Origin of the sequence: Rhodococcus baikonurensis (assembly GCF_040489275.1) — a bacterium.
GTDB lineage: Bacteria > Actinomycetota > Actinomycetes > Mycobacteriales > Mycobacteriaceae > Rhodococcus_F > Rhodococcus_F baikonurensis.
In genome coordinates this window covers 401,450-423,841 of record NZ_JBEUOQ010000003.1, presented here as the reverse complement: position 1 = coordinate 423,841, position 22,392 = coordinate 401,450, and the positions used below count along the sequence as shown (strand labels likewise).

At 63.0% G+C, this 22,392-nt stretch carries 21 protein-coding genes; 8 read left to right on the top strand and 13 right to left on the bottom strand.

Features of this window, described 5'->3' with window-relative positions; genetic code table 11:
- Nucleotides 1-271: 271 nt before the first annotated feature.
- From ABWI03_RS09640 to ABWI03_RS09630, 3 genes are read left to right on the top strand one after another with little or no spacing between them, the layout of a single operon-like run.
- Nucleotides 272-1,267 (top strand): TauD/TfdA dioxygenase family protein, encoded by a 996-nt coding sequence (locus tag ABWI03_RS09640; protein WP_234036804.1) that lies wholly within the window; start codon nucleotides 272-274, stop codon nucleotides 1,265-1,267.
- Complete coding sequence (locus tag ABWI03_RS09635) at nucleotides 1,264-3,585, top strand: arylsulfatase (RefSeq protein WP_298774120.1); 2,322 nt, start codon at nucleotides 1,264-1,266, stop codon at nucleotides 3,583-3,585. Before ABWI03_RS09640 ends, ABWI03_RS09635 begins: the two co-directional genes overlap by 4 nt.
- Nucleotides 3,586-3,600: 15 nt before the next feature.
- Nucleotides 3,601-4,350 (top strand): SDR family NAD(P)-dependent oxidoreductase, encoded by a 750-nt coding sequence (locus ABWI03_RS09630; protein ID WP_095970396.1) that lies wholly within the window; start codon nucleotides 3,601-3,603, stop codon nucleotides 4,348-4,350.
- 15 nt (nucleotides 4,351-4,365) lie between these two features.
- Here ABWI03_RS09630 and ABWI03_RS09625 read toward each other — a convergent pair whose 3' ends face one another.
- The 4 genes from ABWI03_RS09625 to ABWI03_RS09610 all read right to left on the bottom strand — a co-directional run bounded on the left by ABWI03_RS09625 (nucleotide 4,366) and on the right by ABWI03_RS09610 (nucleotide 9,068).
- Nucleotides 4,366-5,124, bottom strand: a complete 759-nt coding sequence (locus ABWI03_RS09625) for an ESX secretion-associated protein EspG (protein WP_298774115.1) — start codon at nucleotides 5,122-5,124, stop codon at nucleotides 4,366-4,368.
- A complete protein-coding gene (locus ABWI03_RS09620; RefSeq protein ID WP_298774112.1) occupies nucleotides 5,121-6,665 on the bottom strand; it encodes a hypothetical protein in 1,545 nt (514 codons plus the stop codon). Before ABWI03_RS09620 ends, ABWI03_RS09625 begins: the two co-directional genes overlap by 4 nt.
- A gap of 130 nt (nucleotides 6,666-6,795) precedes the next feature.
- Nucleotides 6,796-7,992 (bottom strand): L,D-transpeptidase, encoded by a 1,197-nt coding sequence (locus ABWI03_RS09615; protein ID WP_095970399.1) that lies wholly within the window; start codon nucleotides 7,990-7,992, stop codon nucleotides 6,796-6,798.
- Nucleotides 7,993-8,024: 32 nt separating this feature from the next.
- Nucleotides 8,025-9,068: a UDP-N-acetylmuramate dehydrogenase gene (locus ABWI03_RS09610; RefSeq protein WP_200315975.1), complete on the bottom strand. Its 1,044-nt coding sequence runs from the start codon at nucleotides 9,066-9,068 to the stop codon at nucleotides 8,025-8,027.
- Nucleotides 9,069-9,142: 74 nt separating this feature from the next.
- Between ABWI03_RS09610 and ABWI03_RS09605 the strand changes: the two genes are divergently transcribed.
- The 3 genes from ABWI03_RS09605 to ABWI03_RS09595 all read left to right on the top strand — a co-directional run bounded on the left by ABWI03_RS09605 (nucleotide 9,143) and on the right by ABWI03_RS09595 (nucleotide 11,014).
- Complete coding sequence (locus tag ABWI03_RS09605; RefSeq protein ID WP_095970400.1) at nucleotides 9,143-9,640, top strand: DUF2505 domain-containing protein; 498 nt, start codon at nucleotides 9,143-9,145, stop codon at nucleotides 9,638-9,640.
- 77 nt (nucleotides 9,641-9,717) lie between these two features.
- Complete coding sequence (locus tag ABWI03_RS09600) at nucleotides 9,718-10,218, top strand: DUF2505 domain-containing protein (RefSeq protein WP_095970401.1); 501 nt, start codon at nucleotides 9,718-9,720, stop codon at nucleotides 10,216-10,218.
- Between the two features lie 7 nt (nucleotides 10,219-10,225).
- Nucleotides 10,226-11,014 (top strand): SAM-dependent methyltransferase, encoded by a 789-nt coding sequence (locus ABWI03_RS09595; protein WP_095970402.1) that lies wholly within the window; start codon nucleotides 10,226-10,228, stop codon nucleotides 11,012-11,014.
- Between the two features lie 70 nt (nucleotides 11,015-11,084).
- On the opposite strand, the gene ABWI03_RS09590 is transcribed toward ABWI03_RS09595, so the two are convergent.
- From ABWI03_RS09590 to ABWI03_RS09580, 3 genes are all read right to left on the bottom strand, one after another.
- Nucleotides 11,085-13,130 carry an Ig-like domain-containing protein gene (locus ABWI03_RS09590; RefSeq protein WP_298774106.1) on the bottom strand — a complete coding sequence of 682 codons (2,046 nt, stop codon included), beginning with the start codon at nucleotides 13,128-13,130 and terminating at the stop codon, nucleotides 11,085-11,087.
- A gap of 80 nt (nucleotides 13,131-13,210) precedes the next feature.
- Nucleotides 13,211-14,656, bottom strand: coding sequence for an Ig-like domain-containing protein (locus ABWI03_RS09585; RefSeq protein ID WP_298774104.1), 1,446 nt, complete (start codon nucleotides 14,654-14,656; stop codon nucleotides 13,211-13,213).
- A 323-nt stretch (nucleotides 14,657-14,979) separates the two neighbouring features.
- The gene (locus ABWI03_RS09580) at nucleotides 14,980-15,558 is read right to left on the bottom strand and encodes a type IV toxin-antitoxin system AbiEi family antitoxin domain-containing protein (protein ID WP_095970405.1); all 579 of its coding nucleotides are present in this window, start codon (nucleotides 15,556-15,558) and stop codon (nucleotides 14,980-14,982) included.
- A gap of 127 nt (nucleotides 15,559-15,685) precedes the next feature.
- On the opposite strand from ABWI03_RS09580, the gene ABWI03_RS09575 reads away from it, so the two are divergent.
- Nucleotides 15,686-16,456: an LmeA family phospholipid-binding protein gene (locus tag ABWI03_RS09575; protein WP_007735358.1), complete on the top strand. Its 771-nt coding sequence runs from the start codon at nucleotides 15,686-15,688 to the stop codon at nucleotides 16,454-16,456.
- Here ABWI03_RS09575 and deoC read toward each other — a convergent pair.
- The gene (gene deoC, locus ABWI03_RS09570; RefSeq protein WP_095970489.1) at nucleotides 16,453-17,118 is read right to left on the bottom strand and encodes a deoxyribose-phosphate aldolase; all 666 of its coding nucleotides are present in this window, start codon (nucleotides 17,116-17,118) and stop codon (nucleotides 16,453-16,455) included. The two genes, ABWI03_RS09575 and deoC, sit on opposite strands and share 4 nt — an antisense overlap.
- A gap of 64 nt (nucleotides 17,119-17,182) precedes the next feature.
- On the opposite strand from deoC, the gene purU reads away from it, so the two are divergent.
- A complete protein-coding gene (gene purU, locus ABWI03_RS09565) occupies nucleotides 17,183-18,070 on the top strand; it encodes a formyltetrahydrofolate deformylase (protein WP_298774100.1) in 888 nt (295 codons plus the stop codon).
- Nucleotides 18,071-18,082: 12 nt separating this feature from the next.
- Here purU and ABWI03_RS09560 read toward each other — a convergent pair whose 3' ends face one another.
- The 5 genes from ABWI03_RS09560 to ABWI03_RS09540 all read right to left on the bottom strand — a co-directional run bounded on the left by ABWI03_RS09560 (nucleotide 18,083) and on the right by ABWI03_RS09540 (nucleotide 22,374).
- Nucleotides 18,083-19,114, bottom strand: a complete 1,032-nt coding sequence (locus tag ABWI03_RS09560) for an alpha/beta fold hydrolase (protein ID WP_021333908.1) — start codon at nucleotides 19,112-19,114, stop codon at nucleotides 18,083-18,085.
- A gap of 166 nt (nucleotides 19,115-19,280) precedes the next feature.
- Entirely contained in the window at nucleotides 19,281-19,577 is a 297-nt protein-coding gene (locus ABWI03_RS09555; protein WP_003941505.1) for a DUF2516 family protein, read from the bottom strand.
- Nucleotides 19,578-19,672: 95 nt separating this feature from the next.
- Nucleotides 19,673-20,500, bottom strand: a complete 828-nt coding sequence (locus ABWI03_RS09550; RefSeq protein ID WP_124567906.1) for a heparin-binding hemagglutinin — start codon at nucleotides 20,498-20,500, stop codon at nucleotides 19,673-19,675.
- Nucleotides 20,493-20,999 (bottom strand): helix-turn-helix domain-containing protein, encoded by a 507-nt coding sequence (locus ABWI03_RS09545; protein WP_234036806.1) that lies wholly within the window; start codon nucleotides 20,997-20,999, stop codon nucleotides 20,493-20,495. Before ABWI03_RS09545 ends, ABWI03_RS09550 begins: the two co-directional genes overlap by 8 nt.
- A 103-nt stretch (nucleotides 21,000-21,102) precedes the next feature.
- A complete protein-coding gene (locus tag ABWI03_RS09540) occupies nucleotides 21,103-22,374 on the bottom strand; it encodes a DUF445 domain-containing protein (protein ID WP_029254820.1) in 1,272 nt (423 codons plus the stop codon).
- Nucleotides 22,375-22,392: the final 18 nt, after the last annotated feature.

The window sequence follows — 22,392 nt, the reverse complement described above, 5'->3', positions numbered from 1 at the left end:
TACGAAGAAATAGACAGAAAAGGCGCAGAAATTAGCTGCAGAAAGAACGGCGGCGACAACACAGCTCTCGCGCCAGAGGCAGACGCGAACCAAGCGCAGCGGTCACATAGGTGACCCGCAAAGCGGCAGGCTGGTCGGTCGACATGGCTCCAAAAGTAGCAGCTTCACCGAGATTCACAAATCAGGTGCGGTAACGATCACACTGAACGCAACCCTGTCGTGGCGAAATCTCGCGTGTTTGGGTGGGCACACTCCCCACGAAAGGTGCACCATGTCTACAGCTTTCGCCAAGCCGACTCTCACGAACACGGCATCAACGAACGGGGTGGCTGCTGACGCCGCTCGCGGCACTGTCACCACCCTCGGCGCGCATATCGGCGCCCGAATCGACGGAATCACTCTCGGCGGGCACCTCGACCCGGCGACGATCTCACTCATCCGACAGGCCCTTCTCGAGCACAAGGTGATCTTCTTCCGCGGGCAGGACCACCTCGACAACGATTCGCAGTACGAGTTCGCCCAGCTACTGGGCACCCCGACCACTGCCCACCCCACGGTGAAGTCGCACGGCGCAAAAGTTCTGCCTATCGATTCGGATCTCGGCAAGGCCAACAGCTGGCACACCGACGTCACCTTCGTCGATCGCATCCCCAAGGCCTCGATCCTGCGCGCGGTGCAGCTCCCCGAGTACGGCGGTTCCACCACGTGGGCGTCGGGGGTAGCCGCGTACAACGGACTGCCGGATCCGCTCAAGGCGCTCGCGGAGAACCTCTGGGCCCGTCACACGAACGTCTACGACTACGCGGCTACCAGCGCCGAGCGGCTCACCGAAGATCGCACGGCCGCCTACCGCGAGGAGTTCCAGTCCACGTACTTCGAGACGGAACACCCGGTGGTGCGTGTACACCCCGAAACCGGAGAGCGCACGCTCGTCCTCGGGCATTTTGTCAAGAACTTCGTCGGGTTGAGCACCGAACAGTCGAACGGTGTGTTCAAACTCTTGCAGGACCACGCCATCAAGCTCGAGTACACGACGCGATGGAACTGGGCGGCGGGTGACGTCGCGATCTGGGACAACCGCGCCACCCAGCATTACGCGATCGCCGATTACGACGACCAGTACCGCCGTCTGGAGCGCATCACACTTGCCGGTGACATTCCGGTCAATATCCACGGGGAACGAAGCCGGAGCATAGCCGGCGACGCTTCCGAATACTCGGTTATCGAAGGTGCAGTTGCGGCAGAAGGTGCCTCGAACAACTCATGACTCACGCAGATTCCGCCCTTCCGCCGCATGCCCGCGGCTACGAAGGCTTCGAAGGTCGAATCGGCCGCACTGCAGCCGATTCGACCCCGTCGTGGCTCACCGCGACGGCCCCGGCCCCCGGCTCACCCAACATCGTCGTGGTTCTGATCGACGACATGGGATACAGCGACATCGGGCCGTTCGGCTCCGAGATCGAGACTCCGACCCTCGATCGCCTTGCTGCGCAGGGTATTCGAATGACCAACTATCACACGACGCCCCTCTGCTCGCCGTCGCGCGCCGCTCTTCTCACCGGCCTCAATCCGCACCGCGCCGGGTACGGTTTCGTCGCCAACGCCGATCCGGGATACCCCGGACTGCGCCTGGAATTGGCCGACGACGTACAGACACTCCCCGAAATCCTCCGCGGCGCAGGCTATGCCACCTATGCGGTGGGCAAGTGGCATCTCGTGCGCGACGCAAACCTCGCCCCGGGACGAAGTCGTGACTCCTGGCCGACTCAGCGCGGATTCGATCGCTACTACGGCTCTCTCGAAGGACTGAACTCCTTCTACTACCCCAATCAACTGATCTCCGACAATTCAGTGGTCGACGTCGACGAGTATCCCGAGGGCTACTACCTCACCGACGATCTGACCGACAAGGCGGTCGGGTACGTCAAGGACCTTCGCGCCCACGATCAGGACAAGCCGTTCTTCCTTTACTTCGCACACGTCGCCATGCACGGACCGTTGCAGGCCAAGCCCGCCGATCAGGCGAAATACCGTGGTCGATACGACGAGGGCTGGGATCGAATCCGCGAGTCGCGGTTCGCCTCTCAACTCCTGCAAGGACTCTTTCCGGAAGGAACACGGCAGGCACCACGAAACTCCGAACCCGGGTTCGACGTGCCCGAATGGGATTCGCTCACGCCGGAGGTGCGGTCTCGGTTCGCCCGCTACATGGAGGTGTACGCGGCGATGGTCGACTCGATCGATCAGAGCGTCGGACGCATCGTCGACACCCTGGACGAACTGGGCGAACTCGACAACACGATCATCGTCTTCACCTCGGACAACGGCGGCACCGCCGAGGGCGGTTCGGACGGGACTCGAAGCTACTTCGCGCAGTTCGCACATATTCAGGATCCGGACTGGGTGGGCGATGTCCCACACGACGAATCCCTCATCGGCGGACCTGAATTGGGCGTGCATTATCCACGTGGATGGGGGCAGACGTCCAACACCCCCTTCCGGTTCTACAAAGGGCAATCCTTTGCCGGTGGGATCCGTGTTCCCTTCCTCCTGTCCTGGCCCGCGGGATTGAAACCCGAAGCCGCTGACAACGGGATCCGCGACCAGTTCGCGTATGTCACCGACCTGACACCGACGCTTCTCGAACTGGCCGGAATCGACACACCTACCGTGCGAAACGGGCTGCCGGTCAAGGAGTTCGACGGTGTGTCGACCGCGCCGGTTCTGCGTTCACCCACCGCGCCGAGTACCCACACCGAGCAGTACACCGAGATGAGCGGAAACCGTGGCTACTACAAGGACGGCTGGAAACTGCTGGCGCTCACCCCCGCGGACATCGACACACCGCACTGGCAGTTGTTCGACGTCCGAACCGACCCGACCGAGCTCGACGACCTCGCATCACGGTTTCCCGACAAGGTTCGCGAACTCGCCGAGGCCTGGGACCACTCGGCGTGGGCGAACACCGTATTTCCACTGCTCGGCAACACCGTCGGCGCGGTCCGCCGTCCAGAGGAAGAGGCGCTCTCACGCCCGGTGCGACTACTTGCCGGAACGCCTCCACTCGAGCGCTACCGCTCATCCAAACTGATCGGGTTCCGTGACTTCGACATCACGATCGAACTCGACGGCTACCGCGAAGACGACGCCGGTGTCCTTGTTGCCCATGGTGATCCGCAGGGTGGATATCTTCTGTACGTCGAGGACGGGCACCTGCATCTCGGGTACAACGCGTTCGGTTCCTACTCCGTGGTCGATGCGGGCCCGTTGGCGGTCGGCACCAAGCGCATCGACGTGTCCGTGACGGTGGTACCGCGGTTGCGCTGGGACCTCCACGTCAGCGTCGACGGCGTCCACGCCGGTCAACTGCTGGGTCAGGTACAGCTGGTCGGGATGGCGCCGTGGACCGGCATCTCGGTCGGGGTCGACGCCCGAGGGCCTGTGTCGTGGGAAGTACGACGACGCCACGGACCGTTCCGGTACAGCGGCGCGCTGCGCGCCGTCACCTACACCCCCGGCCCGGTCAAGGTGCCGCATCGTCACATCGAATCCATCGAACGGGAAGCAGAGTATGCCGCCGACTAGCCCTACGATTGCGTCATGACCATTTCTTCCGATGCCCGCATCGCCGTAGTCACCGGAGCCAGCTCCGGAATCGGTGAGGCCACCGCCCGCACCCTGGCAGCTCAGGGATTCCACGTCGTGATCGGTGCTCGCCGCGTCGATCGTCTCGAGAAGATCGCCGAGGAAATCGGTGGTACCGCGCTCGAACTCGACGTCACCGACGAGGATTCCGTCGACGCATTTGCCGCCGTGGTCCCCCGTGTCGACGTGCTGGTCAACAACGCCGGTGGCGCGAAGGGCCTGGCGACGGTCCTGGACGCCGATCTGGACGACTGGCGATGGATGTGGGAGACCAATGTCCTGGGCACGTTGCGTGTGACGAAAGCACTGCTGCCCAAACTGATCGATTCGGGTGACGGTCTGGTCGTGACCATCACCTCGGTAGCGGCGCTGGAGGCATACGACAACGGGTCGGGCTACACCACGGCCAAGCACGCTCAAGCCGTCCTTCATCGGACATTGCGCGGTGAACTCTTGGGTAAGCCCGTTCGTCTGACCGAAATCGCGCCCGGAGCAGTGGAGACCGAATTCTCACTCGTCAGGTTCGAGGGTGACCAGGACAAGGCCGACAAGGTGTACGAGGGAATCACACCGTTGGTGGCGCAGGACATCGCCGAGATCATCGGTTTCGTCGCGTCCAGGCCGTCACACGTGAACCTCGATCAGATCGTCGTCAAGCCGCGGGATCAGGCAAGCCCCGGTCGGTTCCACCGCACCACCAGCTAGTTCGAACAACTCTGGCTAACCAGTCCGAATCGCCCGGTGCAGGACGAGGCCGAGATTGCGTGCAATCTCGGCCTCCGTCATTTCCGCGGAAGCGCTGCGGGCACTCACGGTTTCACCGGCGGTGATGATGTACCGACCGTCACCGGCATAGTCGTACCAGTGGAAAGTCATGCCGTCGTCGGTCGGCCTGCTGTCGACGGCTGCGCCCGGATATACAGTGACTTCACCGATCGAGGTCCGCTCTCGGCCGAAGAACCTGCTCACTTCCTCACTCGCTCGCGCACCGTCGACACTGCGCAGAAAACCCTGTTTACCATTAGGTTTCGACGTTCCGATGCTCACCCCACGCTCCGATCCGGCGGGACAGGTCGGCAGGTGATCGACGAGCATCCGTGGAATTGCCGATGGCCGTGCCACGGTGAGAACCACGTCGGAGCCACAGTCGACAGTCCTGCCGGGCAGTTGAGCCAGGAGCACACCCAGGTCGCCGGCGACAGCACCGTGCAATCGCGTCGCCGTACTCATTTTCTGTCCGTGAAAACCGGAAACCTCCACGCGAGCATCAGGATTCGCAAGAACACCGAGAACGTGATGCAGCCGATCGTCGAGAACGCACGACAGGTGCGCTCCCGCTCGACGACGCTGCGCTGTCAGCTCGTCCATGGTTTCGGCCGCCGGACGAAATCGCAGCGGGTACGGGAGTCGGTCGCGTCCGATCGCTTCCCAGAGGATCGAGAATTCGAGGCCGGTGAACCGCCACCGCGTGGTCGTCATTCGCCCAACACCGCCGGAGAGACCATGGGCAGGTCGCCGATCAGGGCGTTGCCGTTCTCGACCGTGACGAGGTAGCCGGGGGTGTCGTGAACGTTGTCTTCGTCGTGTCCTTGTCCGCGTCCCGGTGCCATGCCGCCGACGCCACCCATCGCGCCCCGACCGCTCTGCGCGCCCGACGCCGAGGTACCGCCAGTTCCGTTGACGCCCCCACGTCCGCCACCGGCGAGGCCGCCGGAGCCGCCAGAGCCGCCAGGCCCGAGAGCGCCACCTCCGGTTCCGACAGGCCCGAAGCCGCCGGTACCGATTCCACCTGCGGAACCACCACCCGAACCGCTACCCATGAGGCCTGAAGGCACTCCGGAACCGAGCTGAGCACCATTCGGAGTTGGACCTGCCAGGCCACCTGGCAATGCACCGGACGGCAGTGGGCCGGCATGTGCCGCGGCAGTCCCGGCCGGGCCGGAATCGTGTGCGAACCGGGCAGCATCGGCACCCGAATTCCCTTGAGCATCAACGCCGCTACGGTTGTCACCACGTTCGGAAGCGGTGCCGGATGGGTTCTGACCGGAACCGCCTCCGGCCGGGTTTGCACCGCCGGAGTTTCCACCGTCCGCGCCTCCACCAACTCCGCCACCCGGTGTAAATGGCGCGCCGAGTCCGTTCCCCGAACCCGACGTGTTCCCGCCGCCGGAACCACCGCCACCGAATGCGCCGCCCCCAGACCCTCCACTGTCATCCCCTCCACTGCCGGTGACCGGATTGAACGCGGCCGGGAGGATCGGCACCTGGTCGTCCGCACGCTTCATGTACGGCAGATACACGTCCTTCATCACCTGACGCGCTTGACGTTCGGCTTCTTCCGCTTCGTATTGGGCCTGCTTCCACGTAGCCCCGGGAACCATGCTGAGGATCATCTCGACCGTCGAGGCGCTGTCGGGTGCCGGAATCGAGCGTTTGGCCTCGTGGAGTGCGATCTTCGCCTCCTCGATCTTGTTCGAGATCAGGTCGACCCGCACCTTCAGCTCACCCGCATCTGCCGAGTAGGCCAGCACGGCTTCCAACGCCGCCGAGCCGCCGCGCCCCTGCCAGCCTTCGGTGATCGCGCCGTTCACATCGCTCCGGAACTTCCCGATACCGGCTTCCACCCGGCCGGCAATTGCCTTCCAGGCCTCGCCGATTGCGCTCAGGGTTGCCGGATCCATCTCGTTGACGTGATCGAAGATTTCGGAGTGCGACATCGCGTCGAACGGATCGTCGTCCACGATTGCATGTTCGCTGTACTGCAGCGACGAGGTCTGAGCGGAGAGGGCATCGCGCTCGCCCCAGGCCCGTGCGCGCTCCGCATCGGCGTCCGCAGTGGCGGCAGCCATCTCGTCGTCGAACGCTCCGCGGTCGTCGGTCACGGATTGAACCAGAGCAGATGTAGCGATTGCGCTCGCGATGGGAGTGCCGACAACCGGCAATGCCGCCACGCCGGGAGGCACGGCCCGCGTCGCTTCGGAGATCCTTCCCAGCACGTCTTCCAGAAATGGAATGCCCACCGCTGTCCCCCCTGAAGTCGAAAATCCCCGTCAGACTCCCCCGAGCCGACAGCACTTACCTGTACTGACGGATGCAGAGCCCGGACGGTTCCCTTCGTCCACCGATTTCTCGGTTCACAGCAGGAGAAAGCTAAGCCAGTGCAGACATCGACTTCCAGGTCGGCAGATCGATCGCCCAGTCGTAGATGTCGCCGTCCGCAGGAGACAGGTCGATCGACGTGCCGGTTACCTCGACGGGGTCACCGTAGAGGGCCGTTCCGAAGTACTCCTGCGCGTCGGACGTCGATAGATTGATGCAACCGTTCGTGACGTTCGACGAGCCCTGCACCCCGGTGGTTTCAGGATTGGCGTGGATGAATTCACCGTTGTTGGAGATGCGCACCGCCCAACGCTCACGCACGTTCTCGTAGAACGGCGGATTGGACATCATGAAGTCTTCGTACTTCTCCGTCACCATGTGAATGCCGCTGCGCGTGACGTTTCGAGGTTCGTTTCCCTCGCCGTAGCTGACGGGAATGTCCATGATCGTCTGACCGTCGCGCACGACCTGCATGCGGTGGCTCGGCGCGTTCGCCTTGACGATCTGGCTACGACCGATCGTGAAGTCGAGCGTGAGATCCTGGTCGCCGAAGGCGCCACCGCCGTAGTTCAGGCCGTAGAGCTTGGCGTCCAGATGGACAGTTGTACCCGGCACCCAGTAATCGGCCGGACGCCAATGGGCCCGTGATCCGCCGTTGTCGTCGGCCAGCCATGCCCACGATCCGGCGGTGGGCGGCACGGTGGTCACGACAAGCGCCTTCTCGACGGCCGCCTTGTCGACGACGGAGTTGTCGAACTGCAACGTGATCGGTGCCGCGATACCAACTTCCTGGCCGTCGGCGATGTTGAGGGTGGCGCCGGTGGTCGACTCCGGGGCAACCGTCGTGAAGCTCCCCTGAACCGGCACCGCTTTGCCGTCGGTTCCGGTTGCCGTACCCGACCACGAATACGTGGTGCCGTAGCCGAGTGCCTCACTGACGGTGAAGGTTGTCTTGTCAGGCGACAGTTGCCCGGCGACGGCCTTACCGGCCGCGTTGCTGAGATTGACGTCCGACAGTGTTCCCTGGGTCACCGCTACCGAGACGGGAGCTACCGGGCTGACGTCTTTGGTGCCTGGTGCGGGCGTCGACACCACGGTCGCGACCGGGGCCGGTTCGGCGGCGGCCGCGCCGCCCTGTCCGTCCTTGCCGCCGATCGTGCAGCCGACTACGGCCACCATCACAGCGAGTAAAACAGCTACCAACGCAACAAGACGCGAACGACTTCTCCGACCACCCAGCTCATGCACTTCAACAGGCTACCTGCGGGCTCTGTCAGGAATCAGATGGTGCAGCCCACAGTTACCGGTTCCGGTTCCAGCCGGACGCCGAACGCGGCCTCGACGCCGTCGCGCACTGTCTGCGCGAGCGAGACCACATCCGCACTTGTTGCGGACCCTCTGTTGGTCAACGCCAAGGTGTGTTTGGTCGACAGCCTGGCCGGTGCATCTTCGCCGGGATAACCCTTCGAGAATCCGGCCCGTTCGATCAACCATCCGGCCGAGAGCTTGGTTCCACCACTGCCGGGGAACTGTGGCACGGTGACGTCTCCGAGCTGTTCGGTGATGGCCCCGAGCACAGCAGGCAGCTCCGCGTCCGGCACCACGGGGTTGGTGAAGAAGGAACCCGCGCTCCAGGTGTCGTGGTCGTACGGATCGAGGACCATCGCCTTACCGGTCCGCAACCCCAGAACTGCCTCGCGGACCTGCGACGCAGGCAACCGCGCGCCTTCCTCGGCGCCGAGTGCAGTGAACAGTTCGCGGTACGCGAGCGGGGCGCTCAACCCGTCGGTCGACGCGTCGAATTCGACGGCCAGAACCAGTGCTGCATCCGAATGCTTGAGAACGCTCGACCGATAACCCAATTCGAGTGTCGACGGTTCGACCCACGACACTTCCCCGCTGCGTCGGTCGAGCAATTGAACCTGCCGGAGCCGCGAGCCCACCTCGACGCCGTACGCGCCGACGTTCTGCACCGGCGTCGCACCGGTCGAGCCCGGAATCCCGGACAGACATTCGAGGCCGCCCAGTTCCGCGGCGACGGATTGGCCGACTACTTCGTCCCACACTGCGCCCGCTTCGGCGACGACGCGGTCCGTGTCGAGGCTCACGGTGGTGTTGGCCACACGAACGACAACTCCGTCGAATCCCGCGTCGGAGATCACGAGATTGGACCCGCCGGCGAGAATCAGCGTCGGGATCTGCTCGCGATCGAGCAGCGTCACGACGTCGATCAACGACTGCGTCGTCGGGCATTCGGCGAGCAGCCGCGCCGGTCCCCCGATTCGGAGCGTCGTCAATCCCGACAAGTCAACGTTCTCGGACACGAAAGCGCCTGATTCCACGACGCGTCTGCCAATGGTTACGTCCCACACATCGATAAACGGTAGCCTCCACAATCGTGAGCCGTCGCATCGAGCATTCGTCGAAGTACACAGTCCCCGCCGAGAAGGTCCATGAGGCGGTGACCTCCGAGCAGTACTGGCGCGACCGAATCGTCGCTGTCGGCGGTCCCGGCGCAACGATCGAAGAGCTGACCGTGCGCGACGAGACCGTCGCAGTCACGATGTCGCAGATCATTGCCGCCGAACATCTCCCGAGCATGGTGTCGAAGGTTGTCAACGGCGACATCGTCATCAAACGCAGCGAAACGATGGCGCCGTTCAAGGACGGCAAGGCCACTGGCACCTTCTCCGCCCACGTCGACGGCGTTCCCGCGCGTATCGAGGGCACTCAGGTCCTGACGGGTGACGAGAACTCCGCCACTCTCGAGATCGACGGTGAGGTCGAGGTCAAGATCCCGTTCCTCGGCGGAAAGATCGAAAGCGCGATTGTCGACGAGGTTGTCCGGCTCATCCAGGCCGAGCAGGACTTCACCCGGGAGTGGATCGCAAAGTAATTCGCTGCGGGCGGCGAGAGTTTGTCGATACAGCCAATTTGCCTTGTCACAGCGCGTAACCGGTATTCTTTCCGATCATGGCTCGCCGCATCGACTACTCCGCCCGCTATCAGCACTCCCCCGAGCAGGTCTACGCGGCGCTGGCGGACCGCTCGTACTGGGAGGCCCGCGTCGACGAGATGCGCAAGCATTCCGAGAACCATGTCGAACATTTCGAGGTCACCGACTCCGGAATCGATCTCGTGCTCCACCACATTCTTCCGCGTACCGATTTGCCGGACATCGCACAGACTGTGATGAAGAAGGACCTGGTCATCACTCGTAAGGAGTCGTACGGCGCCTTCGGTGACACCGTGACCGGCACATACGAGGCTTCGATCCCGGCCGGTCCGGGAAGTCTGTCCGGAACCATGGAGTTGTTCGCCACCGATACCGGGTCCACGCTGCGAACCACGTCCGAGGCCAAGGTATTCATACCGTTCATCGGCGCGAAGTTGGAACAGCTCATGCTCATCAACCTCGTCGATCTGTTCCGCACCGAAGCTCAGGTCACGGCGACCTGGCTCGCCGCTCGCTGAAGCCGGCGTGAAGAAGGCTCCACCCCCGAAGATCGAGGGGGTCATCACCCGTGGCACGACGGGGATCAACCGACTACGCCGTAGTGACCGGTGGATCGTCCACAACCGGACGATTGCGCATGCCCTGAACAACGCAGCCGATCCGTTGATCGTCGACCTCGGATACGGAGCGAGGCCGGACACCACCTTCGAGATGGCAAGCCGCCTCACCGCTGTCCGGCGGGATCGACGCGTCATCGGGCTCGAGATCGACCCTGCCCGCGTGGTCGAGAGTCGTGACGGTGTCAGCTTCGCCCGTGGTGGATTCGAACTGGCCGGTCTCACACCCGTTTTCGTACGCGCCTTCAACGTCCTCCGGCAGTACCCGGAGGACGCCGTGGGTTCGGCCTGGTCGCACATCCAGTCCGGCCTTGCACCAGGCGGACTGCTACTCGACGGCACCTGCGACGAACTCGGAAGGCGTTGCGCCTGGGTACTTCTCGACGCCGATCGTCCCTTGACCCTGACACTGGCATGGGATCCCTTCGACATCGATCGCCCTTCCGACATCGCGGAACGTCTCCCGAAGGCCCTCATCCACCGCAACGTTCCGGGCGAGCCGATCCATGCACTGCTCAGCGCTGCCGATCGAGCCTGGGCAACTGCCGCGCCGCACGCCTCCTTCGGCCCTCGCCACCGCTGGGCCGCTGCCTTGGAGATTCTTCGGGCGCAGGGAATTCCCGTTCAACCGGCGCGACGTCGCCTTCGCGACTGCATCTTGACGGTGCCCTGGCATGTGGTGGCGCCGAACCCCTGAAGTCGCCGACTTGAAACGCCCCGCCGCGGAGGTTCTCTCCGCGGCGGGGCGTCTTCGTGCAAGCGTCGGGCTAGGACCCGAAGATGTTTTCCAGGCTTCCGAGCGAACCGGTCGAACTGCCGCCGTTGCCGGGCTCTCCGCCGTCGGACTCTGCCGTGACCTTGACGGTGACTGCAGTCTGGGTCTCGGAACCGAGGTAGCCGTCGGTTCCGCTGAACACCGCGGTGATTCGGCGATCACCGAGTTCGGTGAAGGTATGCGAGAGCGTGGCCTTGCCGTTCACTACCGCAACCGGTCCGCCGATCGGGGTGGTTCCGTCCATGAACTGGACCGTTCCCGCACTGAGCGTAGGAACAACTGCCGCAACAAGATCGACCTTCGCGCCCTTGACCGCTGACGTCGGAGCGCTCACGGTGATGGACGTTTCCTGATCCTCCGCAGCCGGAGCTGTGACCGAAACCGTTTGCGCGGCCGAGGTAGAGGTGAGGAATCCTGCTGCACCCGAGTACACCGCCGTGATGTCGTGAGTGCCAACGCTCGCGAACTCGCGCATGATCGACGCTTTGCCGTCGACGACCGGCACCGCCGAGCCGAGATTGCCCGAGCCGTCCTTGAACTGCACTGTGCCGCCAACCGGCGTCGGCGTGACCGTCACGGAGAGACCCACTGCCGTACCGGTTTTCGCATCCGCCGGAACGGTCAAGACCGTCTCGGTCTGCTGGTCGGTGGGAGCCGGCGCCTTGACGTTCACAGTCTGGGTGTTCGACGTCGACCCCAGGTAGTTGCCCGAACCCGAGAATACTGCGGTGATGCTGTACTCGCCCGCCACGTTGAAGGTCGGCATGGTTGTCGCCTTACCCGCGGCGTCCACTGGAACCGAGGGGCCCAGATCCCTGCCACCTTCCTTGAACTGCACGGTGCCACCTGCAGCACCGGTAGAGACCGAGGCGGTGAACGACAATGCCTCTCCGGTCGAAGCGGTCGACGGACCGACGAGAGTGGTCGTGGTGTTCTCCTCGACCACCACCGGGGCGACCGTCAAAGCATGCGGCGCTGACGTCGAGGTTTGGTAAACGCCGGAACCGGAGTACACCGCCACGATCGAATGTGCGCCTTCTGCATAGGAATTCGCCAGTGACGCCTTGCCGTTGGCGTCGACCGCAACAGCGCCGCCGAGGTCGGTTGCACCGTCCTTGAACTGCACTGTTCCACCCGCCGGGACAGGAGAGACCGAAGCTTCGAGGGTTACGGACTCACCTGCGACCGCACTCGCGGGACCGGTAATCGTGGTGGCGGTGTTCTTGTCGGCTTCGGACACGACGACGTCGATTGCCGACGACGTGGAGGTCGCTACTTTGGCATTACCGAGATATTTGGCCGTCACGCTGTGCGTCCGGACGTCAGCAGCTGTCCAGGCAAGTGTTGCAACACCATTGGCAAGAGCGCCCGCACCGATCTTGGTGGCACCGTCGAAGAACTCCACCGAATCACCGTCGGCACCACCAGTCACCGTCGCGCTCAGCGCAACAGACTGCCCCACCTGAGCGCCACCGACGGGAGCCAATGTCGTCGCCGAAATGTTCTTCTGAACCCTCACCGACGGACCGACACCCTTGAGTTGACCCGAACCCAACGTCCCACTGACATGCAACTCGGTCATCAAATCCACATCACGAGCACACCCCGCACCAACGGTGTAACTGAACTCAACCGTCCTGAACTTCGGATTGATCAAACCGCCGTTCCAGTACACCGCCCAACTGCCCGAGATCTTCGCATAATCAGAACGAACCTCGACGTCGTTGCGACCGATCACCGAGCCGTCAACCTTGGCCGAATCAGTCACGTAGGTAAGACAATCCGGATGAACATCCTTGACCTGCTGAAGGTACTCGAGAGTCCCCGTGCGAGTCAGCACCGACTTCACCGTAATCGTCTCCCCCTCATTGGGGGTTCCGTTCGAGACAGTGCGCACAACCTTGTAGTCATGCACATTTCCCTCCGCCGTCACCGGAGCCGCACCCGCAACCCCGGCACCCGCCACCACCGCGAACCCCGCAGCAACAGCAAACACACTCAAACCTGCAACTGCACGACGTGCAGAACTTACAGACATAGATTTTCCTTCTCGAGAAGTGAGCGATATGGGTGATGCCCCACCACCGAACGCGGGCGGGGCATCACCGGTGTCGATGGCTAGGAGCCGAAGATGTTGCCCAGGCTGCCGAGTGAACCGCTTCCACCGGTTCCGGGTTCTCCACCGGTGCCGGGTGCGGCGATCTGGACGGAGACCTGATCGGACGACGCCGTCACCGTTCCGGCGCCCGAGTACTCCGCTGCGACAACTCGCTGCCCCTGAGTTGACGGCTTCCACGAGATGCTGGCTTTTCCGGAGGAGTCGACCGTCGCCGTGCCGATGACCGACTCACCGTCTTTGAAGGTGACTGTGCCACCGGCATTGGCGGGGCTGATCTGAGCGGAGATGGTCTGCGCTACACCGACCTGCCCTGCTCCCACGCTCAGATCTGTTGTCGAGCTCGTCGTTCCGGCGGGCTGTTCGGCAACTGTCACATTCGCGGTGGTGCTCGATCCGGTGACGCCGGATCGGCCGGCAAACACAGCCTCGACGGTCTGCGCACCTGCAGCCGTCGGAACCCAGGCATACGTTGCTTCACCGTTGCCCGCCACCGGCACCGAAGCGAGCACTGTTCCGCCGACCTTGAACGTGACCGTTCCACCGGTGCCCGACGCGGACACAGTCGCTTTGAGAGTGGTCGACTTGCCGACCTGCGCGCCCGAGATCGGCGCCAGAGTCGTGCTGGACTGAGCATCGGCCTGCGAAACGTTCACGTTCACCGGCGCCGAAGCGGAACCGACGGCACGCGCCGTGTCGGCGAACTTCGCTGTGATCGAGTGGTCTCCACGGGTGGTCGGCGTCCAGGCAAGTGTTGCAACACCATTGGCAAGAGCGCCCGCACCGATCTTGGTGGCACCGTCGAAGAACTCCACCGAATCACCGTCGGCACCACCAGTCACCGTCGCGCTCAGCGCAACAGACTGCCCCACCTGAGCGCCACCGACGGGAGCCAATGTCGTCGCCGAAATGTTCTTCTGAACCCTCACCGACGGACCGACACCCTTGAGTTGACCCGAACCCAACGTCCCACTGACATGCAACTCGGTCATCAAATCCACATCACGAGCACACCCCGCACCAACGGTGTAACTGAACTCAACCGTCCTGAACTTCGGATTGATCAAACCGCCGTTCCAGTACACCGCCCAACTGCCCGAGATCTTCGCATAATCAGAACGAACCTCGACGTCGTTGCGACCGATCACCGAGCCGTCAACCTTGGCCGAATCAGTCACGTAGGTAAGACAATCCGGATGAACATCCTTGACCTGCTGAAGGTACTCGAGAGTCCCCGTGCGAGTCAGCACCGACTTCACCGTAATCGTCTCCCCCTCATTGGGGGTTCCGTTCGAGACAGTGCGCACAACCTTGTAGTCATGCACATTTCCCTCCGCCGTCACCGGAGCCGCACCCGCAACCCCGGCACCCGCCACCACCGCGAACCCCGCAGCAACAGCAAACACACTCAAACCACCGACAACGCGACGAACACCACTCACGGACATCCACATCCCTCTCGACAACGGGGGCAGACAGCCGTCCAGGACAAGCGTCCGTCTGCTTTCGATGCCGTGACGTTATCCCATTGACTGTAAAGTAACTACGCTTTTCGCAGATTTGGTTCATCGGCGACACCACTGAGCAGCCGTGACCCTAGGCCGAAAGTCCTAGACCACTCATCGCGAGGTAGTTCAACCAGCGCAGATGAGAAAATGTTTACCCCGACGTTGCGCGTCTCAAATCTCTGATATCGGCGTCATGTTCGATTTCGGGAGCGATGCCAGAAGGTCGCAGCGACTCAAGGGAGCGACAAAAGTGACTGGCTCGACTACAGGCTTGCGGCGAGCGCCAACTCCACCCGAACGGCAACGTCGACACTCGCGTTCTCACACGAGAGATACAACTCGTGTGCGTCGAGTCGGCCTATCGCTACGGCATCGGCGACTACTTCATTGAGCAGGACTTGAGAGATTCCACCCGAAGCGAGGTCGTGCACGGTACGCAAAGGCGTGGTGATGCGGATGGGTCCGATCTGTTCGCACTCGTCGTCCGCAAGCGGCAGTCGGTGCAGTGCCACCTGACGGGTGGGCGCCGCGAGAGGGTGAGCTATCGAGAGGTGAATGAAACGAGGTTGCAGGTGCCCGAGGCCATGGAGGTCAGCGGCGCTGTAATGCGAGACGGTGGCACTACCGGCGAACCACGTGCACCACTTCGCGAACTCGTCCAAGGCGGTATGCCTGACGCGTTCGAGACGAAAGAGTCCACGGCACTCACATGTCCATGTTCCGGATTCCGTCATTTCTTCCATCAACGCCAGACCGAAACCCAGTTCCGATGCCTGGAGAGCCGTGACAAATCCGCACTGTCGCAGCGCCAGCAGCTCGAGTGACTCGTAGTCCGAAGCCATGACCACCTCCGGTGACCGTCGAAAACGCCGTTTCGAACAGACTACGGGCGACTGTGTCGCGCATCACAGGAATGAGGAAGTGCGTATTCACAGAGTTCGTTCAGACTCGTCGGGAAGAATCTGGCGAATGACTGTCGCAGCGAACAACCCTCGTCCGCGCAACCGAGTGCTCATCATCCTTCTCGTGGTGATCGCCGTACTCGTCGCGGCACTCGTCGGTGGAGAACTGTACGTACGCAACCAGGTGAAGACCTGCATGGCCGATCAGTTCCAGAGCGAACTGGGATCCCAGGTCGACGTCGGGTTGAGCTGGAAGCCCGTACTCCTGCAGGCAGTCGACAAGAAGGTGCCGTACATCAGCATCGACAGTGACGACTCTTCGTTCGGCCCCGCAACGGGAATGCAGGTTCACGCGAAGGTGAACGACATCAACTTGCAGCCCTCGGCGGGTAACAGCGGCACCATCGGCAGCTCCAGCGCCGACGTCACCTGGTCTACCGCAGGCATTCTCGCCACCTTGCAGGAGCAGACCTTCGGTGGCCTCGTCTCCGGCGTCACCGCCGACTCGAGCGCCGGAACACTCGCTTTCGACGTCGGACCGGTCGGGCTCGCGAAGCTGACAGTCAAGCCCACCGTCACCAACGGCGTAGTCGACGTTCAGACCGTCGGCGCCGAAATTCTCGGATTGGGTCTGCCGACCGACCTGGTCGACGGCATCGTTCAGACACTCACCGACAGCCTGCAGACGTACCCGCTGGACATGAAGCCCACGAAGCTGACCGTCACCGACGACGCGATCCAGATCTCACTGGAGGGCGGCGCTTACGCCATGCCCGTCGCCGACGCGAACAACCAGAACACCTCGGCGGTGCCGGACAGCTGCGGCCTGCTGACCTAGTCGGTCAGACCGTCCAATACTGCTCGGGTTCCGGACAATCCGAGGCGGGTGGCGCCGGCCGCAATCATGTCGAGTGCGGCCTGCGTCGTACGTATTCCGCCACTGGCCTTGACTCCCACGCCCGGGCCGACGGTTTGCGCCATCAGTCTGACGGCCTCGACGGTTGCCCCACCTGCAGGGTGGAATCCGGTGGAGGTCTTGACGAAGTTCGCCCCGGCGCGCACGGCTGCGCGGCAGCATTCGACGATGGCCTCGTCGGACAGCGCTGCGGTTTCGAGGATCACCTTGAGGATCGCACTCTCCCCCATCGCCTCACGGACGGTGAGGATGTCTGCGAGCACAGCGCTGTAGTCGCCCGCGACCGCCGCTCCCACGTCGATGACCATGTCGATCTCGGCTGCGCCCTGATCGACGGCCAGTCGCGCCTCGGCACCCTTGACCAGTGAATGATGCTTCCCCGACGGGAATCCGACGACGGCCGCCGTCACCAGTCCGTCGGCGCGAATCGGCAACATCGACGGCGAGACGCAGACAGCCAGCACACCGAGGCTGCGCGCCTCGTCGATCAGGGCGGTCACATCGGCCGCGGTGGCTTCGGGTTTGAGGAGAGTGTGGTCCACCATCGCGGCAACCTGGGAACGAGTGAGTGCAGCTTCAGACATGTTGGAAAGCTTGGCACACCACCACGCGACCGTCGCTGCAGCCGCACCTGAGAGACTAGGCCGCATGACCGCTGCACCTTCGATCGATGATCGTCGCTATGTTCTGTCCCTCGGCTGCCCCGACACCACGGGCATCGTCGCACGCATCTCGACCTTTCTCACCGATGTCGGTGGATGGATCGTGGAGGCCGCGTATCACGCCGATGCCGACACAGGATGGTTCTTCACGCGTCAGGCGGTCCGTGCGTCGTCTGTGAGCATGAGCATCGACGAACTTCGTGAACGGTTCAAAGCTGTTGCGGCCGAGATCGGTCCGGAAACCGAGTGGACTCTTCACGACTCCGGCGCACCCAAGAAGATCGTGTTGCTCGTGAGCAAGGAAGGCCACTGCCTGCATGACCTCCTGGGCCGTGCCGCGGGCGCAGAACTTCCGGCAGAAATCAGCGCCGTCATCGGAAACCACGAAGATCTGCGCAGTGTCACCGAGCGCCACGGGATCGACTTCCACCACGTTCCGTTCGCCAAGGACCCGGCCGAACGCGGACCGTCCTTCGAGAAGGTTCGCGCCCTGGTCGACGCTCACAACCCCGACGCCGTCGTTCTTGCGCGCTTCATGCAAGTGCTGCCGGAATCACTGTGCGAGCACTGGGCCGGACGCGCGATCAACATCCACCACAGCTTCTTGCCATCGTTCATCGGTGCCCGCCCCTATCACCAGGCGTTCGCGCGCGGCGTGAAGTTGATCGGCGCCACCTGCCACTACGTGACCGCCGAACTCGATGCCGGTCCGATCATCGAGCAGGACGTGATCCGCGTCGACCACGCCGACGATGTCGCCGACATGGTCCGGCAGGGCCGAGACATCGAAAAGCTCGTGCTCTCACGCGGACTGCGCTGGCACCTCGAGGATCGGGTTCTGGTCCACGGGCGCAAAACGGTCGTCTTCAGCTAGAGCTGCGTTGCGCTAGAGATTGCGCAGTCGCACGATTTCCTTGTCGAACTCGTCGATGTTCTCGATCGACGACATATGACCGACGCCCGGCAACACGATCAACCGTTCGAGGTTGCCGGCGTCGTCGAGGACCTGCGCAAGCTTGCGCGCATGGACCGGCGGAGTGAGCCGATCGAGCGAACCGACGAGCACGGTGGTCGGCACTTCGAGATTGTCGAGTCCTTCGTGAATGTCGAGGGTGCTCAGCGCTGCTCCCCAACCACCACGGATGCGGGGCTTGCACTCACGAACGATGTTCTCGCAGAACTGAATCTCGGCCTTGGTCGCGTTCGGTGACATCGAGACGTACTGGATCGCCTTCGTCATGGCGCCCGAGGAGACAAATGGAACGGGCGAGCTGAGGATGGCGCGGCCCACGGGGACCGGAACCCGAGGAAAACGATTGGGCAGTGGGATGACCGTGGTCTCGGCGATCAACCTTTCACTCGCCGTACTCGCGAGCATGACCGCCGACGCGTACTTCTTGACCTCGTCGGGGTGACGACCAGCCCAGGCGATGATGCTCATCCCGCCCATGCTGTGACCGACGATGACCGCCTTCTTGTCCTCGCGAACCGTCGCGGCCAGCACGGCAGAGAGGTCGTCGGCAAGGACGTCCGGGCCGAGCGGAAGATTACCGACGGTACTGCGTCCGTGACCGCGCTGATCGTAGGTGATGACGCGATATTCGCCGGCAAGCGCATTGACCTGCGGGTACCAGAATTCGGTTGAGCACGTCCAGCCGTGACTGAGAACGATCGGATCGCCGTCGACGGGACCGTAAGCCCGGACATTGATGATCGCACCGTCGTCGGTGGTCAGTTCGCTGATATCAGCTTTGAGCGTCGGAGTCTTCAGGAGTGCGTTGGGCTCGACGTCGCTCGAAAGAGTCAACCCGCGCGTGGATCGCCGATGACGGATTCCCGCGACGGCCGCGACGAGTGCTCCCACTCCGACGGCGCCTGCCAGTACTCGAAGCTCTGTGGTGCGCGAACGACTGGACATGCATTTACCCCTGACTGCTGCTGACGACAGACGGATGCAATCTATGTGTGACTGCCGTTAACCGACACTATCACTCGAACAACGCCTGTTGTCAGAGTTGGAGCGAAAGAGTGGGGCAACACACGATGGCCGGAAACGGCGTCACAGGATCAGCAGAACCGCGGTACTACCAGCGAGAACCGCCGTGCTGGATGTCGTCAACGCGGGGGCGAACGTCGACGAGATACACGCACACTGCAACGACCGCGATGATGCCCAGGAGACCGACAGGTGACGTCGCCAGAAGGATCAACGCCGCAACGATCAGGATTCCGAGCCAGATCGGCTTGGTCAATTTGTTGACCGCAGTGAAGGCGTCCGGACGCTGCCTGACGGCATGAACGATCGCGTAGACAGCACCCACCAACGCGAGCACCTTGAGTGCGAGAAAGATCAGACCGACTAGCCCATCGACTTGAGTCACAACTACATCCTAAGTTCTCATCCGGTTCCCGACGAACACGAAGGCTCCCACACTCGGCTGAGCGCGGGAGCCTTCGTCAGGTGGAGCTGGGCAAATCAGGCCTTCTTGGCCGGAGCAGCCTTCTTGGCCGGAGCAGCAGCGGTGGCCTTGGCCGGAGCAGCCTTCGCGGGAGCAGCCTTGGCCGGAGCAGCCTTCTTGGCTGCGGTGGTTGCGCGCTCCTGCACGTCGGAGGCTGCAGCGGTCACGCGAGCGGCAGCTTCCTTGGAAGCCTCGTCGGCCTGGTCACCGAGGTCGAGAACCTTCAGTGCAGCCTCGTCGCCTGCGTCGGCGATCTTCTCGCCGGCGTCAGCGATCTTCTCGCCGACCTCTTCTGCGGTGTCGGAGATGCGTCCGGCAGCGCGGCCGGCCAGCTTGGCAGCCTGCTCGCCCACGGCACGAGTCTGACGAGCAACGGTTCCGAGTGCGTCTTCGGTCAGCTCGACGGCGTCGCCGAGTGCCGACTCCGCAGCAGCGATGCCTTCTTCGACTGCGGGCTGCTTGCGGATGCGCTCGACTGCGTCTTCGCCGCGCTCTGCGAGAGAGTTGTACAGATCGCCGGCAACCTTGAGGTATGCCTCGGCGACCTTGCGGAGCTCCTCGGGTGAGAACTTCTCGCGCAGCTCGGCAAGCTCTTCGGGCAGCTCGGACGGCAGGCCGGCGAGACGCTCGCGCAGTGCCTCGACGCTTTCGGCAACGTCACCCTGAACGGAAGCGAGCTTCTCGCGGGCACCGTCGACACGGCCGTTGACGTCACCCTGCGTGTTCTCGGCGCGCTCACGAACCTGAGCAACGACGTCGGCTACGGCCTGGACAACCAGGTCGCCTGCGCCGACGGCGGCGTAGAGCGAGGTCTTGACGCTGTCGATGGCGTTCTTGTCAGTCATCTTGTTCTCCTAGTGAAGTCTCGGTGTCTGGAATTGCGGCCGATTCGGCGAAATCGGGCGCTGCGACTGGTCTCGACGACTCGTTCTCGCGACAGAACGAGTCGTAGATTTCGAGCAGTACTTGCTTCTGCCGTTCGTTGATGGCCGTCTCGGCCAACACCGCGTCCCTGATGGGACTGTGCGGGCGTTGTTCGAGATATCCCGCTTGGACGTACAGGACTTCCGATGAGACTCGAAGGCCCTTGGCAATTTGCGCCAGTACGTCTGCCGACGGTTTGCGCAATCCGCGTTCGATCTGACTCAGATACGGATTGCTGACGCCGGCGAGTTGAGCAAGTTGGCGCATCGAAACTTGGGCGGCTTCCCGCTGTGCACGAATGAACCCCCCGATGTCGTGTGCCGCAGAGCTGACGACGCGAGCTGCCAAGTCGCTTGCTCCGGCTGCGGCACCGGATGATTCACGATCTCCGTCATCGGAGTTCGTCGACTTCGCTGGCATTGCGTCCTCCCTTTCCAGTGGACATTTCCCAGGATAGGAGAGGGTGCTAACTATTGCAAGCACTACTGCTAGCACTCGTGGTGGACGTCACATACCGGACAGCTCAGCCGAAGATGAGCGTCGAAATCGTGTAGATCAGCAGCCCGGCGATAGATCCGACAACGGTGCCGTTGATACGGATGAACTGAAGATCTCGACCGACCTGCAGCTCGATCTTCTGGCTCGCTTCGTCGGCATCCCACCGCTCGACCGTGTCGCTGATGACTCCGGTGATCTCGTCGGTGTAGTTCTCCGCGATGTACTTGGTGCCCTGCACCAGCCAGCCGTCGACCTTCTCACGCATGGATTCGTCGTCTCGCAGCCTGATTCCGAAGCCGGCCACGTTCTCGGCGACCTTGGTCCGCAGGGTGCTGTTCGGATCGTCGACCGACTCCATGATGAGGCGCTTGGCGACCTGCCACGTCGAGGACGCCAGACCCGTCACTTCCTCGCGGCCCATGATCTCCGCCTTGATCCCTTCGGCCTTCTTGATGGTCTCCGGGTCGTTCTGCAGATCATCGGCGAAGTCGATCAGGAAGCGGTTGGCGGCGAGACGTACCTCGTGTTCCGGGTTGGAACGGACCTTCCAGGTGAACTCGACGAGTTCCTTGTAGATCTTCTCCCCCAGCATCGCGTCGACGAATTTCGGCGACCACGCCGGCGAATCGCGAACGATCACACGGTCGATCGTCTCTTGGCTGCCGAGTGCCCACTGATGCGCGCGCTCGGCAAGCAATTCGATGATCGGCAGTTGCTTGTTGTCCTTGAGCAACTCCCCGAGCACTCGGCCGATCGGCGGTCCCCACATGGGCTCGGCCAGCCGCTTCACGATCGTGTTGTCGATGATCTGGGCAATGTCCTCGTCGCGAAGAACCTCGACCATGCCGCGCAAGACCGTCGACGTCTCGGCGGCGACGCGAGCGGCATTGGCAGGTTCGGCCATCCACGTACCGAGGCGGAGCGGAATCTGCGCCTGCTGCACCTTGGCCGACACAACTTCGGGAGCCAGGAAGTTCTGGCCGACGAACGAACTCAGACTGGCGCCGAGTTGGTCCTTCTTTCGCTTGATGATGGCGGTATGCGGGATGGGGAGTCCCATCGGATGACGGAAGAGCGCGGTGACGGCAAACCAGTCGGCCAGGGCGCCGACCATGCCGGCCTCGGACGCGGCGCGGACGTAGCCGACCCACTCTCCGGCACCGCGGGATTCCTGCCACCGACAGAAGATGTAGACCACCGTCGCGAAGCCCAGAAGGCCAGTGGCGAAGACCTTCATCTTGCGAAGGTCCCGACGCTTGGCGGCGTCGTCGAAGGCGGAGAGGCTCAGTTGCTGCACCCTCGCCATTGTGCCGAA